This is a genomic window from Streptomyces sp. NPDC006798 (assembly GCF_040635975.1).
Taxonomy (GTDB): Bacteria; Actinomycetota; Actinomycetes; order Streptomycetales; family Streptomycetaceae; genus Streptomyces.
Window position 1 is genome coordinate 95,087 of sequence record NZ_JBEYIS010000006.1, and the last position, 22,260, is coordinate 117,346.

The window sequence follows — 22,260 nt, forward strand, 5'->3', positions numbered from 1 at the left end:
CGTCGCGTTCCGTACGGAGGAGAGCCATGTCCGCGGTACCCCCTGCCCACCCGGCCGACGAGCCCGCGAGCGGCGACGAGCCGTACGCATACGACGGGTCGGCGTACGACTACGACTACGACGTGATCGTCATCGGCTCCGGCTTCGGGGGCGCGGTCTCCGCCCTCCGGCTCACCGAGAAGGGCTACCGGGTCGGCGTCCTCGAAGCCGGGCGCCGCTTCACCCGCGCGACCCTGCCCCGTAACTCCTGGGATCTGCGGAACTTCCTGTGGGCCCCGGCGCTCGGCCTCTACGGCATCCAGCGCGTCCATCTCCTCGGCAAGGTGATGGTCCTCGCGGGCGCCGGGGTCGGCGGCGGCTCCCTCAACTACGCCAACACCCTCTACATCCCGCCCCCGGCGTTCTTCCGCGACCCGCAGTGGAAGGACATCACCGACTGGGAGCACGAACTCGGCCCCTACTACGACCAGGCCCGACGAATGCTCGGCGTCCGGCTGAACACCACGACCACCGCCGCCGACATCCATCTCAAGGCCACCGCCGAGGCGATGGGCATCGGCGACACCTTCCACCCGGCGCCGGTCGGCGTCTTCTTCGGCGACGGCGAGGACGGCTGCGACCGGGGCGCCGGAGTACGGGCCCACCCCGGCGAGGAGGCCCCCGACCCGTACTTCGGCGGCGCCGGGCCGGCCCGCCGGGCCTGTGTCCAGTGCGGCGAGTGCATGACCGGCTGCCGGCACGGCGCCAAGAACACCCTCGGCGAGAACTATCTCCATCTCGCCGAGCGCGCCGGAGCCGTGATCCACCCCATGACCACCGTCCGCACCCTCACCGAGGACGGCCGGGGCGGCTACGCCGTCGGCACCCTCCCCACCGACCGGCCGCGCAAGGCCCGGGGCCGGGTGTTCCGGGCCCGCCGGGTCGTGGTCGCCGCCGGGACGTACGGCACCCAGACCCTGCTCCACCGGATGCGGGACACGGGCGCCCTGCCCCGGCTCTCCGCCCGGCTGGGCGAACTGACCCGGACCAACTCCGAGGCCCTGGTGGGGGCGCGCACCGACGACCGGCGCTACCGCGCGCGCCACGGTACGCCCCGGGTGGACTTCACCCGGGGCGTCGCCATCACCTCGTCCGTCCACCCCGACGAGCACACCCATATCCAGCCGGTGCGGTACGGACGCGGCTCCAACGCCATGGGGCTGCTGACGACCCTTCAGGTGCCGTACCGCCCCGTCGGTGCGCACGGCCGGCGGTTCGGGCGCGGCCGGGTCGCGGGCTGGCTGGCCGGGATGGTCCGCCGTCCGACGGTCGCCGCGCGGTCCCTCTCGTACCGCCGCTGGTCCGAGAAGACCCTGATCTGGCTGGTGATGCAGTCCGTGGACAACTCCCTCATCGCCTACCGGCGGCGATCGGGCCCGGGAAAGGGGCTGCTGACCGCCCGCCAAGGGCACGGCGCGCCCAATCCGACCCAGATCGCCGAGGCCACCCGGGCCGCCGACGCCCTGGCGGAGGAGATCAACGGCTTCGCGGGCTCGAACATCGGCGAACTGCTGGGCACCCCGCTGACCGCGCACTTCCTGGGCGGCTGCCCGATCGGCGCGGACGCCGCGTCGGGGGTGATCGATCCTTACCACCGGGTGTACGGCTACCCGGGCCTCTCCGTCGTGGACGGGGCCGCCGTCACCGCCAATCCGGGGGTGAACCCGTCGCTGACGATCACGGCCCAGGCCGAGCGGGCGATGTCCCTCTGGCCGAACCGGGGCGAGGAGGACCCCCGCCCGGCGCAGGGCGAGCCGTACGTCCGGCTCGCGCCGGTGGCTCCGAAGTCACCGGTGGTGCCGGAGGCCGCGTTCGGCGCGCTGCGGCTGCCGTTCCTGGGGATACCCGCCGTCCCGCCGCCGAAGCCCGGGCCGGATCCAGTGTCGGATCCGGGGCCCGGCGACCGGAAGCCGTAAGCCCGGAGACCGGGCGCGGGGTCGTAGGAAGACGTACAGCCGGGGAGACGTACCGGCCGGGAGGCATACGGCCCGGCCCGGGGACATACGGCCCGGGGGACGTACGGGCCCGGAACGGCGTACGGGTCCGGAAAGGCGGTGGGGCCGCTGCGCCCCCCTCCGAGCGCAGCGGCCCCACCGGTTCATGGGCCCGGACGTCAGGCCGTGGCACCGTCCCGGCGGCGCTTGAGCGCGAAGACGACACCGGCGCCCGCGACGATCGCGATACCGCCCGCGATCCCGATCACCGGGAGGACGTCGGAGGAACCGGTCTGCGCGAGGTTGCCGGTCACCGGCACCTCCTTGCGCTCGCCCTGCGGCGCGGTGTTCTTACCGGAGGTGTTCTTGCCGGAGCCGTCCGACGAACCGGGCTTGTTCTTGCCCGGCTTGCCCTCGGCCTCCTTGTCGTCCGGCTTGCCGCCCACCGGAAGGACCTCGAACTCGTAGTCGACCGGCTCACCGAAATCGCAGCTGCCGTTCTGGTTGACGACCAGACCGATCGTCAGCAGGAATCCGGTCGCCGCCGGGGCCTTGGCGTCGGCCTTCATCCGCAGTTCGACCTCGGCGAATTCACCGTCGCCCAGATCCTCGACCTCGCCGAGATATCCCTGGCCGATCTCGAACTTCTCCCAGGCGCCGTCGTACTTCGCCTCGATGGTGATGTGACGTCCGGCGTCCTCGCCGTTCTCGTCGGAGGCGTCCGCGTCGAGGACGGCTGTGACGGAGGCGATGTCCTTACCGGTCTCGTTGGAGATCCGGTAGGTGAAGTTCCGCCAGCCGCCACCGGCGACGATCTGCGAGGGCGCGCCGCGCAGGGACGTCTTCAGACCGTCGACGTAGTCGCCCTCGGTGCACTCGTCCGGGTTCGGCGCCTCTTCCTGGGTGCCGCCCTCGGAGCCCTTGGGCGGCTGGCCGCCGGTGCCGGGGGCGGTACCGGTCTCGCCCTGCTCGCCCTTGCCGGGGGTCTCGGTACCGGGCTGCTTCTCGCCGCCCGGCTGCTCCCCGCCCTGCCCCGCGGTCCCGCCGGGCTCCTTGCCGGTCTCGCCCTGCTCGCCCTTGTCGCCCTCGCCCTGCTCGGCGCCGGTGCCGGGGGTGGTGGTGCCACCGGTGGAGCCGGTGCCCTGCTGCTCCGACGGATCCGTCGTACCCGGCTCCGACGAGCCCGAGCCCGAGCCGGTGGTGCCCGTGCTGGTGGAGGACGCGGGATCGGTCACTCCTGTGGCGTGGGCGGCCGGGGTGGAGAGCAGGGCCAGGGGGGCCAGGACGGCGGACGCGGCGGCGACGGCCGCGGCACGGCGGAGCTTCATGGGACCTCGGTGATCGAAGGGGCGGCACTCCGCGGGATTGCGGTAGGCGCGGTTACTCGTGTGATCCATGGGATCCCTGTAATGGGTGTGTCCACAGATACGCCCGGTTCGACCCGGCACCCGATCAGAAGGTTGTAAGAAAACTGACAAGAACTTTATGTGGCATAAATCACCGCTATCACCAGTGACAGCCATGACCTTCGCGATCCGCCGCCTCGCGGATACGGGAGGCGGGAGATGGAATACGGGCCGTACGGGATCGGAGTCGTACGGGAAAAGGCAAGGGCCCCGCGGGGCGCGCGCCGCGGGGCCCTTGGGCGGCACCGACGTCAGGGCTGCGTCGGGCCGGAGCGCGGCGCCGGGGGGTGCGCCGCGGAGGAGGGTCCGGTGGATCGGGTGGGCCGGTGCCGCCGACCGGCGGCCCGGGGTCCGGGTGACACGGCCCGGACGCGCGTCCGGGGCGGATCGGTGGTGATCGGCCGTGCTCGGGGCCGGGCGGCACCGCGCGTGGGCGGGGGCGTCAGGCGGTCCGGTGGTGACGGGGCCCCGGTGCACCGGCGCCCGTGGGGCATCGTGGGGGAGCGGCCGCGGCGTACGCAACCGTTCCGCCGGGATCGCGGCCGGTTCCGGGCGTCCCCGGAACCGGCCGCCGGGGTGACCGGACTGCTGTCCCCTGCCGACCGGTCACGCGTGCTGGCGCGAGGTCCCACGACGTACCTGCGTACGTCACACGCTCCAGCTGAGCCACGCGTGGTTTTCCTGCGGGGCCGGGCCTGGCTGGCACGGACATCGGGACCAACGAAGCCCCGTCGCCAGCGGTCACGCGCCGTACGGGTGAGACGGCACCCGAACTCAAATGCGGTTCGCGCCCCGGTCCCGTCGCGGCCCGGCGGACGCCGCGCCCGGGTCCGGGGGAGCGGGCGGCGCGGCGGCGGTCCCGGCGCCGCGTCCGCCGCCTCCGGGGTCAGATCCGGCCCCGGCACAGCTCCAGGACGGTCATGGCGAGCGCCGTACCGGGCTTGCCGAGAGCGTCCCGGAAGTGGCTGAGGACCTCCATCTCGCGGGAGAGGCTGACCCGGCGCCCGCCGGAGGCGATCCGGGCGTCCTGGATGACGGCCGAGATCGCCATCCGTTCCTGGACGAGACCGATGATCCGGTCGTCGAGCGCGTCGATCCGGTCCCGGGCGCCGGTGATCAGTTCGACCGCCTCGGGGGTACGGGCGCCGGTCGCCTCGGCCGACGCGGCGGCGGTGGTGCCCGTGGCGGCTGAGGCCGTGGTGACGGCGGTCGCGGTGGTGGTGGATGTGGTGGACACGGGGGCTCCTCGGAGGATCGGGGCGCCCGGTCCGGTACGGCTCCGGAACGGCACAGCGCCCCGGGCCTTTTCCCGGCCCGGGGCGCTGTGGCGAAGTCGCTTGTCAGTAGCTCAAGCAGCACGACCATGGCAGCCGGACGGGCCGGTGCCATAGGTAAAGACGAAGGTCGAGTGCTGACGCATGGGGACAGTATGGCCCCGGCTCCGCCCGGGGCCAAAGCGGGCCCGGATCGTGGGACGGCCCGCCTCCGGGACACTTCCGCCGCACCCCCGCCCCCGCGCCCCCACCCCACCGGTGCCCGGGCCGGGCCCCGGGCACCCGCGCCCCGCCCCGTACCGGTGCCGTACGCCCCCGGCCCCGTACAGGCCGCGCCGCGCGTCCTGCGGCTCCGGGCCGCCGCCCCCGACCCCTCGTGGGCGTCCCCCCACCCTCCGTGTCCGGCCGAAGGGCCCGTCCGCCCCCAGTAGAATCGAGTACACGACCCCCCGCCCAGCCCCCGCCGGAAGGCCGCCAGTGTCCTCAGCGTCGCCCGCCGCCGCGCCCGATGTCGTACTCGTCGTCGACTTCGGCGCCCAGTACGCCCAGCTCATCGCCCGCCGCGTCCGTGAGGCCCGGGTCTACTCCGAGATCGTCCCGTCCACCATGCCGGTGGCCGAGATGCTGGCCAAGAACCCCAAGGCGATCATCCTCTCCGGTGGTCCCTCATCGGTCTACGCCGAGGGCGCGCCCCGGCTCGACCGGGCGATCTTCGAGGCCGGAGTCCCCGTCTTCGGGATGTGCTACGGCTTCCAGCTGATGGCCACCACCCTCGGCGGCACCGTCGACAACACGGGCGCCCGGGAGTACGGCCGGACGCCCCTCGCGGTCTCCAAGACCGGCTCGACGCTCTTCGAGGGCACCCCCGCCGAGCAGTCGGTGTGGATGTCGCACGGCGACGCCTGCTCGGCCGCGCCCGAGGGCTTCACCGTCACCGCTTCCACGGAGGTCGTGCCCGTCGCCGCCTTCGAGAACGACGAGAAGAAGCTGTACGGCGTGCAGTACCACCCCGAGGTCATGCACTCGACCTACGGCCAGCAGGTCCTGGAGCACTTCCTCTACCGGGGCGCGGGCATCGAGCCGTCGTGGACCACCGGCAATGTGATCGAGGAGCAGATCGCCGCCGTCCGCGAGCAGGTCGGTGCCAAGCGCGCCATCTGCGGCCTCTCCGGCGGGGTGGACTCCGCGGTGGCGGCCGCCCTGGTGCAGAAGGCCATCGGCAACCAGCTGACCTGCGTCTACGTCGACCACGGCCTGATGCGCAAGGGCGAGACCGAGCAGGTCGAGAAGGACTTCGTGGCCGCCACCGGCGTCCAGCTGAAGGTGGTCGACGCCCAGGAGCGGTTCCTGAGCGCGCTCGCCGGGGTCTCCGACCCCGAGGAGAAGCGGAAGATCATCGGCCGGGAGTTCATCCGGGTCTTCGAGCAGGCCCAGGCCGAGATCGTGGCCGAGGGCGCCGCCGACGGCGAGGACGTCGCCTTCCTGGTGCAGGGCACCCTCTACCCGGATGTGGTCGAGTCCGGCGGCGGTACCGGCACGGCCAACATCAAGTCCCACCACAACGTCGGCGGACTTCCGGAGGACCTGGAGTTCCAGCTGATCGAGCCGCTGCGGCAGCTCTTCAAGGACGAGGTCCGGATGGTCGGCCAGGAGCTGGGCCTGCCGGAGGAGATCGTCCAGCGGCAGCCGTTCCCCGGCCCCGGCCTGGGCATCCGGATCGTCGGCGAGGTCACCCGCGACCGGCTCGACCTGCTGCGCGAGGCCGACGCCATCGCCCGTGAGGAGCTGACCGCCGCCGGGCTCGATCGCGAGATCTGGCAGTGCCCGGTGGTACTGCTCGCCGATGTCCGCAGCGTCGGCGTCCAGGGCGACGGCCGCACCTACGGCCATCCGATCGTGCTCCGCCCGGTCTCCTCCGAGGACGCGATGACCGCCGACTGGACCCGGATGCCGTACGACGTCCTGGCCCGGATCTCGACCCGGATCACCAACGAGGTCGCCGACGTCAACCGGGTGGTGCTGGACGTCACCAGCAAGCCCCCGGGGACCATCGAGTGGGAGTGATCCCGGGACCGGCCCTTCCGGGACCGGCCTCGGGACCGCCCCCTTCGGGGTGACCTCCTGAACGCCCGGCACGCCCCTCGCGGAACCTTCCGCGAGGGGCGTCCGTGTTTCTGGTGGTTGCCGGTTCCCGTACGGGTCCCTCCGGGTGTTCCCCGTGCCGTAACAGATGGCGATGACACGCCAATCGCGGCACGGACGGCGTTCCCGGGGAGAAAACGGGTGACACTCCGAGTGAGCCGTCCGGTCGTCCCGTACGTATGGGTAGCGACTGTTCGGCGACGGCACCCCGGGCACGACACGCGACAGCACGCCAGCAGGGCAGCCGGTCCGGCGGGAGAGAGGGTACGGGTGATGGCGTACACACGGCACGACACGGCGGGGTACGGCACCGGCGGCAGCGGTACCGATGGCGGCGCCGGGGAAGCGGGAAAGAGCGGCGGCGGTTTCCGTGCCCTGCTCGTCCGGCTGCGGCACCGGGCCGACCGGCTGCGGGAGCTGGGCGCCCGGCACGCCCTGCTGCCCCTGCGGATCTTCCTCGGCCTGACCTTCGTCTACGCCGGACTCGACAAACTGGACGACAGCGCGTTCCTGGCCGCCGAGGGCACCGGCTCGATCGGCTCGATGATGCACGCCGTCCGGGACGGCTCGGCCGTGCCCTGGCTGGTCGACATCGGCCTGGAGGACCCCGTGGCCTTCGGCAAGGCGATCGCCTGGGGCGAGCTGGCCGTCGGCGTCGGTACGCTGCTCGGCCTGCTGACCCGGGTCGCCGCGCTCGGCGGGGCGCTGATCTCGGCCAGCCTCTGGCTGACCGTCAGCTGGCAGACCGAGCCGTACTACTACGGCAACGACCTCGTCTATCTCATGGCCTGGCTGCCGCTGGTGCTCGGCGGGGCGGCGCTGTTCTCGGTGGACGCGCTGCTCGCGAGACGGCGGCGGCGCAGCCCGTAATGGGCCAGGCCCAGCGCGCCCGCGACCGCGAGACCGCCGAAGACCACCGGGAAGACCACGAACCACGGGGTGCTCCAGCTGCCGGCCGCGTCCCCGGCGAAGAGCAGCGTCGTGGCCAGCGCCGCCGTACCGGCGGTGGCCCGGCCGGGGCGGAAGCCGTGCAGCATCGGCCACCGCCGGGAGGCGGACGTACGGCACGCCTCCCCGCCGGGCGCGGGGAACCCGGGGGACGTCTTTCCGCCGGACGCGCCGGACGCGCCGGACGCGCCGGATCCGGCGGGCGCGGAGGACCGTACGGCCGGGTCAGGACGCGGCACGGGTCACCTCCACCTGTCCGACGCTCACCTGGACGAACAACTCGACCGTACCCGCCTTCGCCGTCGCGCCGGGACCCGGCGGGCCCGGCGGCCGGGGCGCGGGCAGTACCTCGTTCCGCTCCTGGCCGGGGGAGATGTCGATATCGTTCTCCGGATCCCCGGGGAGCCTGATGTCGCCGACGCCCGCCTCCGCCCGCAGCCGGACCTCCACCCCGGCCGGGACGATGACCTCGGCCTTGCCGAGGCTCACCGCGGCCGATGTCGTCAGGGTCTGGCCGGGCGCCAGGGCCACCCGGGACAGGTCCAGCACGCCGACCCCCGTCCCCAGTTCGTACCGCTCCTCGACCGCGGCGGCCGTCGCGGGCCGCCAGGTCGCCCGCCGCCAGTCGGTGCCGATGTTCTCGGGCAGGGACGCCGCCCCGGCCAGCAGCAGGGCGGTCACCACCGTCAGGAAGATCGTCCCGAAGCCGGTACGGCCCAGGAACGAGCTGATCACCAGACCGAGGCCGAACACTCCGAGCGCCGCCGCGAGGCCGATCTGGAGGCTGACGCCCAGCGGCTGCTGCGTCCAGCTCAGCTGGACCCCGAGATAGCAGGCGAGGGCGGCCAGACCGAAGACCGTACCGCCGATGGAACGGGGGCCCTCCCGGTCCCGGGGCCGCCGCGGGGCGCTGTTCCTGTCCCGGCCGACGCCGCTGACGTCCGCGTCCTCCGGGCCCCACAGATAGCCGGGGGCCGCCGGTCCGTCGGCGCCGGGGCGGGCCGGGGGGTCCCGCCACCAGGACGGGCTGTCGGGCGCGGGCGGCGCCTTCGTCTCCGGCGGCGCGTCCGGGACGGCGTGCGCGGACGGCCCGGCGCCCGGCGCCCGGACCGCCCCCTCCGGTGGTGCCGTACGCCGCCGGGACCAGACGGCGACCCCGGTGGCGGCGATCGCGAGCTGGGCGGCGAAGGCGAGGGTGCCGCGGTTGTTGAGCAGGGTCAGGAAGAGCCCGCAGCCGATCAGGGCCAGGAACACAGCGGACAGTGCCGCGCCGTCGACCCGGCCGCCGAGCAGCTTCCGCCCCTCGGACTCCTCCTCGCCCTCGGCGGGGACCAGCAGCCAGGCGAAGCCGTAGAAGATCAGCCCGAGGCCGCCGGTGACGGCGAGTACGCCCAGCACGACCCGGAAGATCACCGGGTCGAGGTCGCAGTACCGGCCGAGACCGCCGCAGACCCCGCCGATCACCCGCTGCCGTCCGTCCCGGCGGAGCTGCCGGGGACGGAGCACGGCGGCACCGTCGCCGGGCGGGCCGGGCGGGCCGTCGTACGCTCCGGACCCGCTTCCCGCTCCGGAACCATGGGTTCCGTCGCCCGGCCCGGCGCCCGGAGGAGGCCCGCCGGATCCGCCGGATCCGTTGCCCGGGGCTGTGGCGGGACCGTCGGCCGGACCACCGGCGTCGGCTGTCCCACCGCCGGTGTCGGCCGTACCCCGGCCGGTCGTCGGATCGGCCCGGTCCGCCCGTTCGCCGCCCTGGTCCGCCCGTACGTCGGCCCGGTCGGCCGGTACGTCGGCCCGGTCGATCCGGTCCGCCCGGTCGACGGGCACGGCTTCGTCCGGTCCTCCGGGCGGTCCGCCGGCGGCGGCGGTCGGGCGCGGCTGCTTCATACGTCCATGGTGACGGCCCGGCCGCCCGGAAGGGACCGGGGACGACCCTGGCCCGTCCCTGATATCGCCCCGGGTACCGACCCCGGACACCGCCCCGGCGTCATCCCCCGGTATGCCCCGGCCCGGCCGCGCTCAGGGTCGTTCTCGGGGTCGCCCCCGATACCGGAAGGCCGCCGTTCCGTGTGACGATCGAGCCATGCCCGCCGCCCCGCCCCGCCCGGCCGCCGACTCCCCGCGGTCCGCGCGCGCCACCGCGCCCGCCGAGGAGGACGTACCGCTGCGCAGGCTCTACCGCAGCGCCGACGGACGGCTCCTCGGCGGAGTGGCCCGCGGCCTCGCCGGGCATCTGGGCGTCCCGGTCGCCTGGGTGAGGCTGGTCTTCCTCGCCCTGCTGCTCGCCGACGGCCTCGGGATACTGCTCTACGCGGCCTTCTGGGTCTTCGTCCCCCTCGGAATCGGGGGCCGGGCCGCCGAACACCGCTCGCTCTTCGAAGCCGCCGCCGACGGCCGCCGCAAGCTCCGCAAACCGGACAAGGGGCAGATCTTCGCCCTGGTCGCCCTGGGCATCGGCTGTCTGATCTTCATCAGCGACCTCAACACCACCGGCCCGGCCGACCGCTACATCTGGCCGACGCTGCTGATCGGCGCCGGGGTGGTGCTGGTCTGGCGGCAGGCGGACAACGCCCGCCGGGCCCGCTGGACCGCCGCCGACTCCCGGCACCGCCGCCTCTTCCAGTTCGCCCGCGCCCTGGTCGGCGTCGCCCTCGTCGGCACCGGGCTCACCGCCTTCATGGTCGTCCGGGGCTCGGCCGCCCAGCTCGGCAACGTCCTCACCGCGGCCGTCGCCGTCATCGCCGGGATCGCCCTGCTCGCCGGGCCGTGGCTGGTCCGGATGACCCAGGACCTGTCCGAGGAGCGGACGATGCGGATCCGGGCCCAGGAACGGGCCGAGGTCGCCGCCCACGTCCACGACTCCGTACTGCACACCCTCACCCTGATCCAGCGCCGCGCCGACGACCCCGGCGAGGTCCGCAGACTCGCCCGCGCCCAGGAACGGGAGCTGCGCAACTGGCTCTACCGACCCGAGGGCACCGGCAAGGAGGAGGAAGAGGAGCCCGACACCCTCGCCGAGGCCGTGAAGCGGGCCGCCGCCGAGGTCGAGGACAAACACGGCGTACCGCTGGAGGTCGTGGTGGTCGGCGACTGCCCGCTGGACGAACGGCTCACCGCCTGTATGCAGGCCGCGCGCGAAGCGATGGTCAATGCCGCCAAGTACGGTGGCGAGGGCGGCCCCGTACAGGTGTTCGCCGAGGTCGACGGCCGTACCGTCTTCGTCTCCGTCCGCGACCGCGGACCCGGATTCGACCCCGAGGCCGTCCCGGACGACAGAATGGGCGTCCGGGAGTCGATCGTCGGCCGGATGCGGCGCAACGGCGGGACGGCCCGGCTGACCTCGGCGCCCGGGGAGGGCACGGAAGTGGAGCTGACCATGGAGAGGGCGGACGGATGACGGCGGAGCGGGCAGGACGGCCGGGGGACGGGCGGACGGACGGCGAGCAGCCGCGCCGGGTGAGAGTGGTCCTCGTCGACGACCACCGGATGTTCCGGACCGGGGTCCAGGCCGAGATCGGCCGGACCGAGACCACCGGCGTCGAGGTCGTCGGCGAAGCGGCCGACGTCGACCAGGCGGTCACCGTGATCACCGCGACCCGGCCGGAGGTCGTCCTCCTCGACGTCCACCTCCCCGGCGGCGGCGGGGTCGAGGTACTGCGCCGCTGCGCCCCGCTGATGGGCGCGGCCGAACATCCCGTACGGTTCCTGGCGCTCTCGGTCTCCGACGCGGCCGAGGACGTCATCGGCGTCATCCGGGGCGGCGCGCGCGGCTATGTCACCAAGACCATCACCGGCACCGACCTGATCGACTCGGTCTTCCGGGTCCAGGAGGGCGACGCGGTCTTCTCGCCCCGGCTGGCCGGGTTCGTCCTCGACGCCTTCGCCTCCACGGACGCCCCGCCGGTCGACGAGGACCTGGACCGCCTCACCCAGCGGGAACGCGAGGTGCTGCGGCTGATCGCCCGGGGCTACGCCTACAAGGAGATCGCCAAGCAGCTCTTCATCTCGGTCAAGACGGTCGAGTCCCATGTCTCGGCGGTCCTCCGCAAGCTCCAGCTCTCCAACCGCCACGAACTCACCCGCTGGGCCACGGCCCGCCGGCTGATCTGACGCGACGCTCCCCGCAACGCCCCGGCGGCCGTGCCGACAGCCTCGGCTACGCCGGTCGTACCGCCCCCGCGAACGGCATCTCGTCCACCCGCGCGAACCGCACCACCCCGCCCGGCCGGGGCGCGTGGATCATCCGGCCGCCGCCCACGTACATCCCGACATGCGTCACCCCGGGATAGAAGAAGACCAGGTCACCGGGGGCGAGTTCGGACCGGGCGACCCGCCGCCCCGCGCCGATCTGGGTGTACGTGGTCCTCGGCAGGGACACCCCCGCCGCCCGCCACGCCGCCTGGGTCAGCCCGGAGCAGTCGTACGACGCGGGACCCGTCGCGCCCCAGACGTACGGCTTGCCGAGCGCCCCGTACGCGTAGGCCACCGCCCGCGCGGCCCGGGGTGTGGGCGCGGCCGTCCCGGCGGCGTCCGCGACCGCCCCGGCCCGGCCGTCGCCCCGACCCGGCGCCCCCGGAACCGAACCAGCCCCCGCGCCCGCCGTAGGCTCCGCGGCCTCCAGCCGCTTCAGCATTCCCTCCGCCGTCGCCAGCTTCCGCCGGACCTCGGTCTTGTGGCGGGCCAGTTCGTCCTGCCGCTCCCGGAGGTCGTCGAGCTGCCGCCCGGCCCGGTCCCGCAGCCCGTCGACGGCCGCGAGCTGACCCCGTACGTCCATGACGACCGCCGCGGTCCGCCGCCCGACGAGCCGGTCGATCGCGGCCCGTTCCAGATAGCCGTCGGGGTCGGAGTCGAGGGCGAGCCGGATCGCCGGGTCGACGGCCCCGGCCCGGTACTGCGCCCCGGCGATGGAACCGAGGGCGGACCGGCTGGCGTTCAGCCGCTCGGTCCGCCGGGCGGTCTCGTCCCGCAGCCGGTCCAGCTCCTCCCGCGCCCGGTCGGTCCGGTCCTTCGCGCCGTTGTACGCCTCGGTGGCGGCCTCCGCCTCCTGGTAGAGCTGGTCGACCCGGGCCTTGATCTGCGCCGGGGTGAGTACGGGGTCGGCGGCACCGGTCCCGTTGAACGCGGTGGCGGTCGCCGCGCCCGCGAGCGCCAGGGTGGTGGCGGTCCTGGCGGCGGGCCGTACGGCGAACGGGTTCCGCCGGGCCTGCTTCGGTTTGCGGTGCGCTGCCACGAGGGCGTCCACGTCCTTCCCCGGTTGTGCTCGGTTGTGCTCGGCCGCGGTCGGCGGCCGTCTGGGTCATCCGGGGCAGGACGCTAAGCCTGAGGTCACGGCGTGGAGGCGGAACGACCGATTCTGCCCCAAGATGGACCACGAATGAAGCCATCCGTAAGGGTTTCGTCACGCCGGGTATCGATTGGAGTCGGGGTCCGACCGAAGCGATGAACGAGGCATACCCGGCCGAAGAGGGGTGCTACGGCGGTGGCTAGGCTCCGCCGTATGGACGTACTCATCAATGTGTTCGTGGCGCTCCACATCATCGGTATCGCGTCCCTGCTCGGTGGATTCCTCACCCAGATGAAGGCCATGGGCGAGGGCGCCGCCCGCTTCGGCCCGGCGATGCTGCACGGCGCGCTGACGATGCTGATCACGGGCGTGGCCCTGGTCGGTCTCAACCAGGCGGACGACCAGACGGTCAACAACCTGAAGATCGGCATCAAGATGGCCGTCCTGGTGGTGATCCTGGCGCTGGTGTACGTGAAGCGGGACGAGGAGCGGGTGGAGAAGCCGGTCTTCGCGGCGGTGGGCGGACTGACGGTCGTGAACATCTTCATCGCGACGCTCTGGACCTGACCGGTCGCGCCGGGCCCGCCCCGGGCCCGACGTCCCGACCGGCACCTCCGCCCCGGATCCCGGTCCGGCCGGGCGCGGCGCGGCCGTCGTGACACGGCCTGGGACCGGCGGGCGTCCCGGCCGCGTCCCGGTTCGCCCGGGCGCGGCCCGGCCGTCGTGGCGCGGATTCCGCCGGAGCGGACCCGGGCTGTCAGTGGCCCGGCATAGACTCGGAGAGCGATGAGCAGCCTCTTTGACGAAGACTTCCTGGCCCGCCTCCAGCAGCAGCCGGAGGAGCCGCCTCCGCCGCCCGAGGACCGGGAGGGCCCGGAGGACCACGCCCCCGAGGAGATCCCCGACGGCCTCTTCCAGGGCGACTACGACCTGCCCCCGGACCGTGACGCGTACCACCGCGACGGCGCTCCGCGTACGGTCGTCGACCCGGACGCGCTGCTCGACGGGCTGAACGAGCAGCAGCGCGCCGCCGTGGTGCACACCGGCTCGCCCCTGCTCATCGTCGCCGGGGCGGGCTCCGGCAAGACCCGGGTACTGACCCACCGGATCGCCCATCTGCTGGCCACCCGCCGGGCCCACCCCGGCGAGATACTGTCGATCACCTTCACCAACAAGGCCGCCGGTGAGATGAAGGAGCGGGTCGAGCAGCTGGTCGGCCCCCGGGCCAACGCGATGTGGGTCTCCACCTTCCACAGCGCCTGTGTCCGGATCCTCCGCCGGGAGTCGAAGAAGCTCGGCTTCACCTCCTCCTTCTCGATCTACGACGCCGCCGACTCCAAGCGCCTGATGGCGCTGGTCTGCCGCGATCTCGATCTGGACCCGAAGAAGTTCCCGCCGAAGTCCTTCAGCGCCAAGATCTCCAATCTGAAGAACGAGCTGATCGACGACGAGTCCTTCGCCGACCAGGCGGCCGATGGTTTCGAGAAGACGCTGGCCGAGGCGTACCGGATGTACCAGTCGCGGCTGCGCGAGGCCAACGCGCTGGACTTCGACGACATCATCATGACCACGGTCCATCTGCTCCAGGCGTTCCCGGACGTCGCCGAGCACTACCAGCGGCGCTTCCGCCATGTCCTGGTCGACGAGTACCAGGACACCAACCACGCGCAGTACACCCTGGTCCGGGAGCTGGTGGGGACGGGGCGGGAGGATCTGCCGCCCGCCGAGCTGTGCGTGGTCGGCGACGCCGACCAGTCGATCTACGCCTTCCGCGGCGCGACCATCCGCAACATCCTCCAGTTCGAGGAGGACTACCCGGAGGCGACCACGATCCTGCTGGAGCAGAACTACCGCTCCACGCAGACGATCCTCTCCGCCGCCAACGCCGTGATCGAGCGCAACGAGAGCCGCCGCCCCAAGAACCTGTGGACCAACGCGGGCGAGGGCGCCCGGATCACCGGCTATGTCGCCGACACCGAGCACGACGAGGCCCAGTTCGTCGCCGACGAGATCGACCGGCTCACCGACGCGGGCGACGCCAAGGCGGGCGATGTGGCCGTCTTCTACCGCACCAACGCCCAGTCCCGGGTCTTCGAGGAGATCTTCATCCGGGTCGGGCTGCCGTACAAGGTCGTCGGCGGGGTCCGCTTCTACGAGCGCAAGGAGGTCAGGGACGTCCTGGCCTATCTGCGGGTGCTCGCCAACCCCGAGGACAATGTTCCGCTCCGCCGGATCCTCAACGTCCCCAAGCGGGGCATCGGCGAACGGGCCGAGGCGATGATCGACGCCCTGGCCCTCCGGGAGAAGATCACCTTCCCGCAGGCGCTGCGCCGGGTGGACGAGGCGTACGGGATGGCCGCCCGCTCGGCCAACGCCGTCAAGCGGTTCAATGTGCTGATGGAGGAGCTGCGGACGATCGTGGACTCCGGCGCCGGACCCGCCGTCGTCCTGGAGGCCGTCCTGGAGCGGACCGGCTATCTCGCCGAACTCCAGGCGTCCACCGATCCGCAGGACGAGACCCGGATCGAGAACCTTCAGGAACTGGCGGCGGTGGCGCTGGAGTTCGAGCAGGCCAGGACCGAGGAGGAGGGCGCGGGCACGCTCGCCGAGTTCCTGGAGCAGGTCGCCCTGGTCGCCGACTCCGACCAGATCCCCGACGAGGACGAGGAGGGCAGCGGGGTCATCACCCTGATGACCCTGCACACCGCGAAGGGCCTGGAGTTCCCGGTGGTCTTCCTCACCGGGATGGAGGACGGCGTCTTCCCGCATATGCGGGCCCTCGGCCAGACCAAGGAGCTGGAGGAGGAGCGCCGGCTCGCCTATGTCGGGATCACCCGCGCCCGGGAACGGCTCTATCTGACCCGGGCCTCGATGCGGAGCGCCTGGGGCCAGCCCTCGTACAATCCGCCGTCCCGCTTCCTGGAGGAGATCCCCGGACAGCATCTGGAGTGGAAGCGGACCGGTCCGATGGGCGCGCCCGCCGGGGCGGTCTCCGCTTCCGGGTCGCGGCTGCCGTCGATGCCGTCCGCCCGCTCGGGTTCCCGTACCACCGCCGCCACGGGCTTCGCCACCCGGCGCGGCGGGGCGTCCGAACGGCCGGTGATCGCCCTGGCGATCGGCGACCGGGTCACCCACGACCAGTTCGGTCTCGGGACCGTGGTCGAGGTCAGGGGCGCCGGTTCGGACGCCCAGGCCACGATCGACTTCGGGGACGCCAAGCCCAAGCGGCTGCTGCTGCGGTACGCGCCGGTCGAGAAGTTGTAGCCGCCCCCGGGCCATGAACGACGGAACCGGCCCCGCGGGCGGGGCCGGTTCCGGAACCGTATGTGTCAGAGGGGGTTGAGGCCCTTGCTCTGGAGCCAGGTCAGCGGATTGATGTGGGAGCCGCCGCCGGGCCGGACCTCGAAGTGCAGATGGGGACCGGTGGAGTTGCCGGAGCTTCCGGCGTAACCGATCACATCACCGGCCTTCACCTTCCCGGAGCGGACCTTCGCGGACGCCAGATGGCAGTACCAGGTCTCGGTACCGTCGGGCGCGGTCACGATGACCATGTTTCCGTACGCCCCGTTGTACTGGGTCCTGACCACACCGTCGGTCGCGGCCATCACCTCGGCGCCGTAGTCGACCGGGAAGTCGATTCCGGTGTGCAGGGCCATCCAGTTGACCCCGGACTCCCCGTAGTAGGTGCTCAGACCCTTCTGCGCGACCGGCAGGGCGAACTTCGGCCGGAGCGCTTCCTTCCGTTTGGCTTCGGCCTCGCGCTTCTGCCGCTCCGCCTCCTGGCGGGCCTTGAGGTCGATCCGCTCCTGCGTCCGGGACGCCCGGTCGCCGAAGTCACGGGCCTCCGCGCTGAGCGCGGCGAGCTGGGTGTCCATCCGGTTGTTCGCCGCGACCTGCTCGACGGCGGCCGTATCGGCGGCGGCCAGGGTCGTGGTGTCCGTCTTCTTCTTCGGCTCGGACCCGAGGTCGCCCACGGAAGCGGCGGCGATCCCCGCCACCCCCATCACACAGGCGGAGGGCACGGCGACGGTCAGCAGGGCCGAACGCTTGGCGGGCGTACGGCGCCGGCCGCGGCCACCGCCGCCGCCCGCGCGCCGCACGGGGCGCGGGGTGACGGGCGCGGCGCCGGTGATCGTGCCGTACGAGGGCTCGTCGTCCGGGGCCTCGCCGTCGTCGGCGGTGATCTCGCCCAGGTCCCCCAGGTCTCCCAGGTCTCCCAGGTCGTGCCCGTGGTTCTCGTAGTCGACGGCGGGTACGACGGCGGTCTCGTCGACGCCGCTCGCATCGGCCATCATCGCCGGGTCGAATTCCTGCGTCCCGAAGTCGGTGGCGCCGGGGGTGCCGAACTCCTGCTCCGGCGCGTACTGCTGGGGAACCAGCGGCAGCGGCTCGGCGACGCCGTCGAGTACGGCGCCGGAACCCGTGTCGAAGCCGGTGTCCGGCGCGGCCGTGTTCCAGGCGGTGGCGTCATAGCTGCCCGACTCGAAGACGGGCGCGGCCCACTGGCCGCTCCCGGAGTCGTAGCCGAAGGTGGCCGCCGCGCCCTCGTACGGCGCCGACTGCGCTTCGGGGGCGGCCTGGTTCCAGGCCGAGGCGTCCCACTGGCCGGTGGTGTCGTACGTCGCGTCGTATCCGGCGACGCCCGTGACATCCGTGACGCCCGGGGATCCGTAGCCGTCCGTGCCGTACGACTGGTACTCCCCGGCGTAACCGGCGGCAGTCGTCGTCTCATGGGAACCGGTGACCCACTGGGTGGCGTCGTACTGGACGCCGGACTCCGAGCCGGCATCCGGAAGAGCGCCGAAGAGGGGGTCGGTCTCAAAGCCGCCGGTGGGGTATCCGTCGTGGCCGACGTACCCGGTGTGGGCGTGCTGGTCGTTCACCAACTTCTCTCTCGCCTCGGCAGCAGGACCACTGGAATCCAGGTCATGAAGCACACGGGACCCAGAGGGGAACCAGTGGCGCGACTGTACCCGGCGGTATGCGACGGCGACAATCTTCCACAGGTTTTACGCCGTCAGGAAACGGGCATTCGAGCGCCTTTCGGCGAGGCGTGCACACACCCTTGGCCGTACGTTCGAAATCCGTTCGACAGGGCGTCACTCGGGGTGAGGTTCTGCGGTACACCCCGCCACCGGAGCCGTACCGGGACGGCGCCCCCGGTCACCCCACCCGGACCGGCTCACCGGTAACGGTCCCGGGCGCCCCCGGACCCGCCGCCCGGCCGCCGTCCGGACCGGCCAGCACCTCCCGGATCCGCGCCGCGACGGCCGGATGGACGGGCAGGGCGAGATGGCCGATCCCGGTCACCCGGACGTTCTCCGTCCGCAGATCGGGATGGTCCAGCCGGGCCGTCTCCACCGGAGCCATCAGCCGGTCCAGCTCGCTCCAGAAACTGGTGAAACGCGTCCGGCAGCCGGGCGCCGGACGGCGCAGCTCCGTGATCAGCGGCGAGTCCGGCCGCATCTGCCGCACGATGGGATGCGCGCTGGCCAGCGGTGCCACCGAGGTGCCCTCATGCGGGGTGCCGAGCGTGACCACATTCCGTACCCGCAGGTCACCGCCGAGACACTGGGCGTAATAGCGCGCGATCAGCCCGCCCAGACTGTGCCCCACCAGATCCACCCCGTCCCGGCCCGTCCGGGCGCAGACCTCCTCGACATGGCGGCCCAGCAACTCGGCCGCGACCCGGATATCGCAGGTCAGCGGCGAATAGTTCAGACATTGCAGCTCCCGCCAGCCGTGCCGGGCCAGCGAGCGGCGCAACAGGACGAACACCGAGCGGTTGTCCACGAAGCCGTGCAGCATCAGCACGGGCCGGGGCTCCGCCGGCCCGTCCTCCCGGGACCGCCGGGGCGCGCCCGGCCGGGGCGCCTCCGGAACCGGCCCGCCCGCCGGGCCGGAACCCGGGCGCTCATCCGTGAGACCCGAGGGATACAGCATCAGATGCCCGGCCAGGATCGCCAGCTCCAGCGCCGTCGACCGCAGCGCGGCGGCGGGCATCCTCGGCTCGCAGAGCTCCCACAACTGCCCGAACGTACGACGGCCCGTCGTCACCAGGCCGACGGCATCCGGAACCCCGGAAATGAAGGACAGGACCTGCATGGACCCACCTCCGTACGGCACACGGGAGGCGACACCGGCTCCCGTCCGCCCTCACGGCGCCGCGCCACACGGTCCACGCGGCCCCGGACGGCTCGGGGAGGCTCGCCGCGCGGGCCCCGGAAGCGGCACCTTCGCGAACGCGCCCGCACGGAAGGCCGAAGGGCCCCCGAAGCGGGTACGCCGCGAGTCGAACTGGTCCCACATGTGATTTCCCCCTCCAGATCCACCGCGAAACGGCCCCGTGCGGGATGCTGGGGATAACGATCGTTCACTCGGTGGCGCAGCAGGGTGTGGAGGCAGAAATGGGTGTGACCGGTCCGATCCGGGTAGTAGTGGCCAAACCGGGCCTCGACGGCCACGACCGGGGCGCGAAGGTGATCGCACGGGCCCTCCGGGACGCCGGAATGGAGGTCATCTACACCGGCCTCCACCAGACCCCCGAACAGATCGTCGACACGGCGATCCAGGAAGACGCCGACGCGATCGGCCTCTCCATCCTCTCCGGCGCCCACAACACCCTCTTCGCGAGGGTGCTCGAACTCCTGAAGGAACGGGACGCGGAAGACATCCGGGTCTTCGGCGGCGGCATCATCCCCGAAGCGGATATCGCTCCGCTGAAGGAGCAGGGGGTGGCGGAGATCTTCACCCCCGGCGCGACGACGACGTCCATCGTCGACTGGGTCACCACGACATTCCGCGCCACGACGCCCTGAGGCCCCGTCCCGCGCCGACGGGGAGCGCTCGGCCCGCCTGTCGCCCTCCGGGGCGCCGCCCCGAACCCGGGCCTCGCCCTGCGGGGCGGGTGTTCTCGGGCGACCGCGGGCCGTCGTGGGCCGTTCGCGCAGTTCCCCGCGCCCCTCAATGCTCTCCCCATCGCCGGTCCTGAAAAGGGGGCCCGACCCCGGTAAGAGAGGCGGGGCCCTTTTCGGAGGCCGAGAGGAGGAGCAACCAGGGGCGCGGGGAACTGCGCGACCAGCCAGCCACCGGCGCGCGGGTGGACCACCGACCTCAAGTGGCACCGTTCCCCTCCCCGGGACGGGCTCCAGCCCCGAGCGGCATGCGCGGTCGGCGTGGTCGGGGGGTGCAGGGTCGCCCCCTGGGGGTCCCCCCAAAGGCAGCTTTGGGGGAGGACGGCGGAGAAGAAACGGGTCTCCCTCCCAGGCGACCCCACTTCCGCCGTCCGTGAGGAGGTGAGCCCGGAGGCCACCGACCCTCCCGCCACAGAACAAGACCGCCCGCATACCGCCGGAGCAACGGTCACATCCTCCACAGCCCCGCCGGCGCCTGAGGCGCGAACGACCCCGCCTGGACGCAGGCACCCCCCACCCGGCGGGTCGGGGCTCCGGCGCCAGGAATCCTCAGGGCGCTAGTTCCCGGTGCATCGCCTCGCGGAGACGCAGCGTCGACACCAGGCGGTGGAACGCTTCCGACCAGTACGTGCCCGCTCCCGGTGACGACGTCTCCGATTCCTCGGGGGCCGCTGTGAGGAGGTCCAGGCGGGACGCCTCCGCCGGGTCGAGGCAGCGTTCGGCGAGGCCCATCACGCCGCTGAAGCTCCAGGGGTAGCTACCGGCTTCGCGGGCGATCTCCAGCGCGTCGACGACGGCGTGTCCGAGGGGTTCGGCCCAGGGGACGGCGCAGACGCCGAGGAGTTGGAACGCGTCGGAGAGGCCGTGCGCGGAGACGAACTCTGCCGCCCATCGGGCTCGTTCCCCCGGGGGGAGGATGTTCAGGAGCTTGGCGCGTTCGGAGAGGGAGGCGGTGCCGGGTCCGGTCTCGGGTGACGCGGCGGGGGCGCCGAGGAGCGCCCGGGCCCATTCCGCGTCGCGCTGGCGGACGGCGGCGCGGCACCAGGCGGTGTGGAGTTCGTCGGCCCAGCCGTCGGCGACCGTGAGGGTGACGATCTCGCCGGGCGCGCGCCCGGCGAGGATCCGGCTCCAGACGGTCAGCGGGGCGGATTCGACGATCTGGCTCAGCCACCAGGCCCGTTTGCCGCGTCCGGTCGGCGGGTTGGGGACGACGCCGTCGCGCTGCATGCCGGTGTCGCATTCCCGGGGGGCTTCGACGGCGATGGTGCCGGGCGCGGTGCCGGGCCGGACGCAGGCGGTGGCGCGGGCGGCCATCCGTTCCGCGAACGCGGACCGGGGCAGGGCGGAGAGCAGTTCGGCCGCCGCGGCGCGGACATTGCGGCTGCGGTCGCCGAGGGTGTGTTCGAGGAAGTTCTCGTCGTTGTCGGAGAGCCCGGTGCGCAGGGTGTCGAGGAACATCAGCCGGTCCTCGGCGCGTTCGGTGCGCCAGGTGCCGGTGAGGAGGGCGAGGGCGCGGGCGGGGGCCGCGGCGCGGATGGACTCCAGCAGGGCGACTCGCTCGGCGAAGAGGCCCTCTTCCCAGAGTTGCAGGACGGCGTTGGTGTCGTCGGCGGCGGGGAGGAGCACGCTGCCGCCGACCGCGCCCCGCAGGGCGTATTTCCATTCGGGGTTGAACCGGGCGAGCCACAGTCCGCGGGCTCCGGCGAAGGACAGGGTCTGCGGGCGGAGGTCGGCACGGGCCCGGGCGGCGTCGAGGAGGGCGGGCAGTAGGGGCGCCGGGGCCCGGTAGCCGTGTTCGTTGGCGGCGGCGAGCCATTGGGGCAGTAGTTCGGTGAGGTCGGGCGCGGCGCCCCGGCGGCCGCCCGCGGCGGGGGCGGCCCGGTCGGTGAGGAATTGGAGGAGTCGGCGGTGGGCGGCCGGGGGCAGCTCGTTCCGGTCGTCGGCGGGCGCGGGGTCGGGCCGGGGCGCCGCTGTGGCGGGCCGGAGTCCGGCCCGGCGGCGGACGGTGTGGACCGCCGCTGCGTCGAGGAGCGCGGCGGGCGCGTCCTTGCCCGGGGTCAGGGTGGCCGGGGGCGGCTCCCGCCGGTCCGTGCCGAGCAGGGCCGCGGTGACCAGGTCTTCCCACGAGGCGGGGCCCGTGGTGTCGGTGATGCGCTGCGACATGGTGGTGAGGGCCTTCTCTCCCGAGGACGGGTGGTGTGGTGTGCCGGGCCGCCGCCCGGCCCGGAGGGGGCGGGCGACGGCTCGACGGGGGTGCTGGCTGTGTCCGCGGCGTACGGGTTAAGGGGTGTGCCGTTCCTGGTCGCTCGCCGGGAGTGGCGC

Annotated in this window: 16 protein-coding genes; 8 read left to right on the forward strand and 8 right to left on the reverse strand. The window is 73.1% G+C overall.

The window, feature by feature from the left end; translation table 11 throughout:
• The first annotated feature begins 26 nt into the window (after nucleotides 1–26).
• Nucleotides 27–1,955: a GMC family oxidoreductase gene (locus ABZ714_RS05850; protein ID WP_358823893.1), complete on the forward strand. Its 1,929-nt coding sequence runs from the start codon at nucleotides 27–29 to the stop codon at nucleotides 1,953–1,955.
• Between the two features lie 197 nt (nucleotides 1,956–2,152).
• Here the strand turns inward: ABZ714_RS05850 and ABZ714_RS05855 are convergent, their stop codons facing one another.
• Entirely contained in the window at nucleotides 2,153–3,301 is a 1,149-nt protein-coding gene (locus ABZ714_RS05855) for an LPXTG cell wall anchor domain-containing protein (protein WP_358823894.1), read from the reverse strand.
• Between the two features lie 964 nt (nucleotides 3,302–4,265).
• A complete protein-coding gene (locus tag ABZ714_RS05860) occupies nucleotides 4,266–4,616 on the reverse strand; it encodes a chorismate mutase (protein WP_358823895.1) in 351 nt (116 codons plus the stop codon).
• A gap of 514 nt (nucleotides 4,617–5,130) precedes the next feature.
• Here ABZ714_RS05860 and guaA point away from each other — a divergent pair.
• The gene (guaA, locus tag ABZ714_RS05865) at nucleotides 5,131–6,717 is read left to right on the forward strand and encodes a glutamine-hydrolyzing GMP synthase (protein ID WP_358823896.1); all 1,587 of its coding nucleotides are present in this window, start codon (nucleotides 5,131–5,133) and stop codon (nucleotides 6,715–6,717) included.
• Nucleotides 6,718–7,068: 351 nt separating this feature from the next.
• Nucleotides 7,069–7,665 carry a DoxX family protein gene (locus ABZ714_RS05870; protein WP_358823897.1) on the forward strand — a complete coding sequence of 199 codons (597 nt, stop codon included), beginning with the start codon at nucleotides 7,069–7,071 and terminating at the stop codon, nucleotides 7,663–7,665.
• Here the strand turns inward: ABZ714_RS05870 and ABZ714_RS05875 are convergent.
• Together ABZ714_RS05875 and ABZ714_RS05880 are read right to left on the reverse strand one after the other, a co-directional pair.
• A complete protein-coding gene (locus ABZ714_RS05875; RefSeq protein WP_358823898.1) occupies nucleotides 7,572–7,982 on the reverse strand; it encodes a hypothetical protein in 411 nt (136 codons plus the stop codon). The two genes, ABZ714_RS05870 and ABZ714_RS05875, sit on opposite strands and share 94 nt — an antisense overlap.
• Nucleotides 7,969–9,627 carry a PspC domain-containing protein gene (locus ABZ714_RS05880; protein WP_358823899.1) on the reverse strand — a complete coding sequence of 553 codons (1,659 nt, stop codon included), beginning with the start codon at nucleotides 9,625–9,627 and terminating at the stop codon, nucleotides 7,969–7,971. Before ABZ714_RS05880 ends, ABZ714_RS05875 begins: the two co-directional genes overlap by 14 nt.
• Nucleotides 9,628–9,823: 196 nt before the next feature.
• Between ABZ714_RS05880 and ABZ714_RS05885 the strand changes: the two genes are divergently transcribed.
• Nucleotides 9,824–11,137 (forward strand): PspC domain-containing protein, encoded by a 1,314-nt coding sequence (locus ABZ714_RS05885; RefSeq protein ID WP_358823900.1) that lies wholly within the window; start codon nucleotides 9,824–9,826, stop codon nucleotides 11,135–11,137.
• Nucleotides 11,134–11,850 carry a response regulator transcription factor gene (locus ABZ714_RS05890; RefSeq protein ID WP_358823901.1) on the forward strand — a complete coding sequence of 239 codons (717 nt, stop codon included), beginning with the start codon at nucleotides 11,134–11,136 and terminating at the stop codon, nucleotides 11,848–11,850. Before ABZ714_RS05885 ends, ABZ714_RS05890 begins: the two co-directional genes overlap by 4 nt.
• Before the next feature lie 46 nt (nucleotides 11,851–11,896).
• Here the strand turns inward: ABZ714_RS05890 and ABZ714_RS05895 are convergent, their stop codons facing one another.
• Nucleotides 11,897–12,970: an NlpC/P60 family protein gene (locus ABZ714_RS05895; RefSeq protein WP_358823982.1), complete on the reverse strand. Its 1,074-nt coding sequence runs from the start codon at nucleotides 12,968–12,970 to the stop codon at nucleotides 11,897–11,899.
• A 267-nt stretch (nucleotides 12,971–13,237) separates the two neighbouring features.
• Between ABZ714_RS05895 and ABZ714_RS05900 the strand changes: the two genes are divergently transcribed.
• Nucleotides 13,238–13,591 carry a hypothetical protein gene (locus ABZ714_RS05900; protein WP_358823902.1) on the forward strand — a complete coding sequence of 118 codons (354 nt, stop codon included), beginning with the start codon at nucleotides 13,238–13,240 and terminating at the stop codon, nucleotides 13,589–13,591.
• Between the two features lie 219 nt (nucleotides 13,592–13,810).
• Complete coding sequence (gene pcrA / locus ABZ714_RS05905; protein ID WP_358823903.1) at nucleotides 13,811–16,288, forward strand: DNA helicase PcrA; 2,478 nt, start codon at nucleotides 13,811–13,813, stop codon at nucleotides 16,286–16,288.
• Between the two features lie 65 nt (nucleotides 16,289–16,353).
• Here pcrA and ABZ714_RS05910 read toward each other — a convergent pair whose 3' ends face one another.
• Together ABZ714_RS05910 and ABZ714_RS05915 are read right to left on the reverse strand one after the other, a co-directional pair.
• Entirely contained in the window at nucleotides 16,354–17,907 is a 1,554-nt protein-coding gene (locus ABZ714_RS05910; RefSeq protein ID WP_358823904.1) for a M23 family metallopeptidase, read from the reverse strand.
• A gap of 280 nt (nucleotides 17,908–18,187) precedes the next feature.
• Nucleotides 18,188–19,027 (reverse strand): alpha/beta fold hydrolase, encoded by an 840-nt coding sequence (locus ABZ714_RS05915; RefSeq protein WP_358823983.1) that lies wholly within the window; start codon nucleotides 19,025–19,027, stop codon nucleotides 18,188–18,190.
• A gap of 404 nt (nucleotides 19,028–19,431) precedes the next feature.
• On the opposite strand from ABZ714_RS05915, the gene ABZ714_RS05920 reads away from it, so the two are divergent.
• The gene (locus ABZ714_RS05920; RefSeq protein ID WP_358823984.1) at nucleotides 19,432–19,842 is read left to right on the forward strand and encodes a cobalamin B12-binding domain-containing protein; all 411 of its coding nucleotides are present in this window, start codon (nucleotides 19,432–19,434) and stop codon (nucleotides 19,840–19,842) included.
• Nucleotides 19,843–20,487: 645 nt separating this feature from the next.
• Here ABZ714_RS05920 and ABZ714_RS05925 read toward each other — a convergent pair.
• Nucleotides 20,488–22,101, reverse strand: a complete 1,614-nt coding sequence (locus tag ABZ714_RS05925; RefSeq protein WP_358823905.1) for a DUF5691 domain-containing protein — start codon at nucleotides 22,099–22,101, stop codon at nucleotides 20,488–20,490.
• Nucleotides 22,102–22,260 lie beyond the last annotated feature (159 nt).

What these genes read in the sequence shown, in the direction of transcription:
- ABZ714_RS05915 (WP_358823983.1), bottom strand. Translation starts at nt 19,027, where the DNA reads ATGCCCGCCGCCGCGCTGCGGTCGACGGCGCTGGAGCTGGCGATCCTG.
- ABZ714_RS05850 (WP_358823893.1), top strand. Translation starts at nt 27, where the DNA reads ATGTCCGCGGTACCCCCTGCCCACCCGGCCGACGAGCCCGCGAGCGGC.
- ABZ714_RS05925 (WP_358823905.1), bottom strand. Translation starts at nt 22,101, where the DNA reads ATGTCGCAGCGCATCACCGACACCACGGGCCCCGCCTCGTGGGAAGAC.
- ABZ714_RS05890 (WP_358823901.1), top strand. Translation starts at nt 11,134, where the DNA reads ATGACGGCGGAGCGGGCAGGACGGCCGGGGGACGGGCGGACGGACGGC.
- ABZ714_RS05920 (WP_358823984.1), top strand. Translation starts at nt 19,432, where the DNA reads ATGGGTGTGACCGGTCCGATCCGGGTAGTAGTGGCCAAACCGGGCCTC.
- ABZ714_RS05870 (WP_358823897.1), top strand. Translation starts at nt 7,069, where the DNA reads ATGGCGTACACACGGCACGACACGGCGGGGTACGGCACCGGCGGCAGC.
- ABZ714_RS05885 (WP_358823900.1), top strand. Translation starts at nt 9,824, where the DNA reads ATGCCCGCCGCCCCGCCCCGCCCGGCCGCCGACTCCCCGCGGTCCGCG.
- pcrA (WP_358823903.1), top strand. Translation starts at nt 13,811, where the DNA reads ATGAGCAGCCTCTTTGACGAAGACTTCCTGGCCCGCCTCCAGCAGCAG.
- ABZ714_RS05900 (WP_358823902.1), top strand. Translation starts at nt 13,238, where the DNA reads ATGGACGTACTCATCAATGTGTTCGTGGCGCTCCACATCATCGGTATC.
- ABZ714_RS05855 (WP_358823894.1), bottom strand. Translation starts at nt 3,301, where the DNA reads ATGAAGCTCCGCCGTGCCGCGGCCGTCGCCGCCGCGTCCGCCGTCCTG.
- ABZ714_RS05880 (WP_358823899.1), bottom strand. Translation starts at nt 9,627, where the DNA reads ATGAAGCAGCCGCGCCCGACCGCCGCCGCCGGCGGACCGCCCGGAGGA.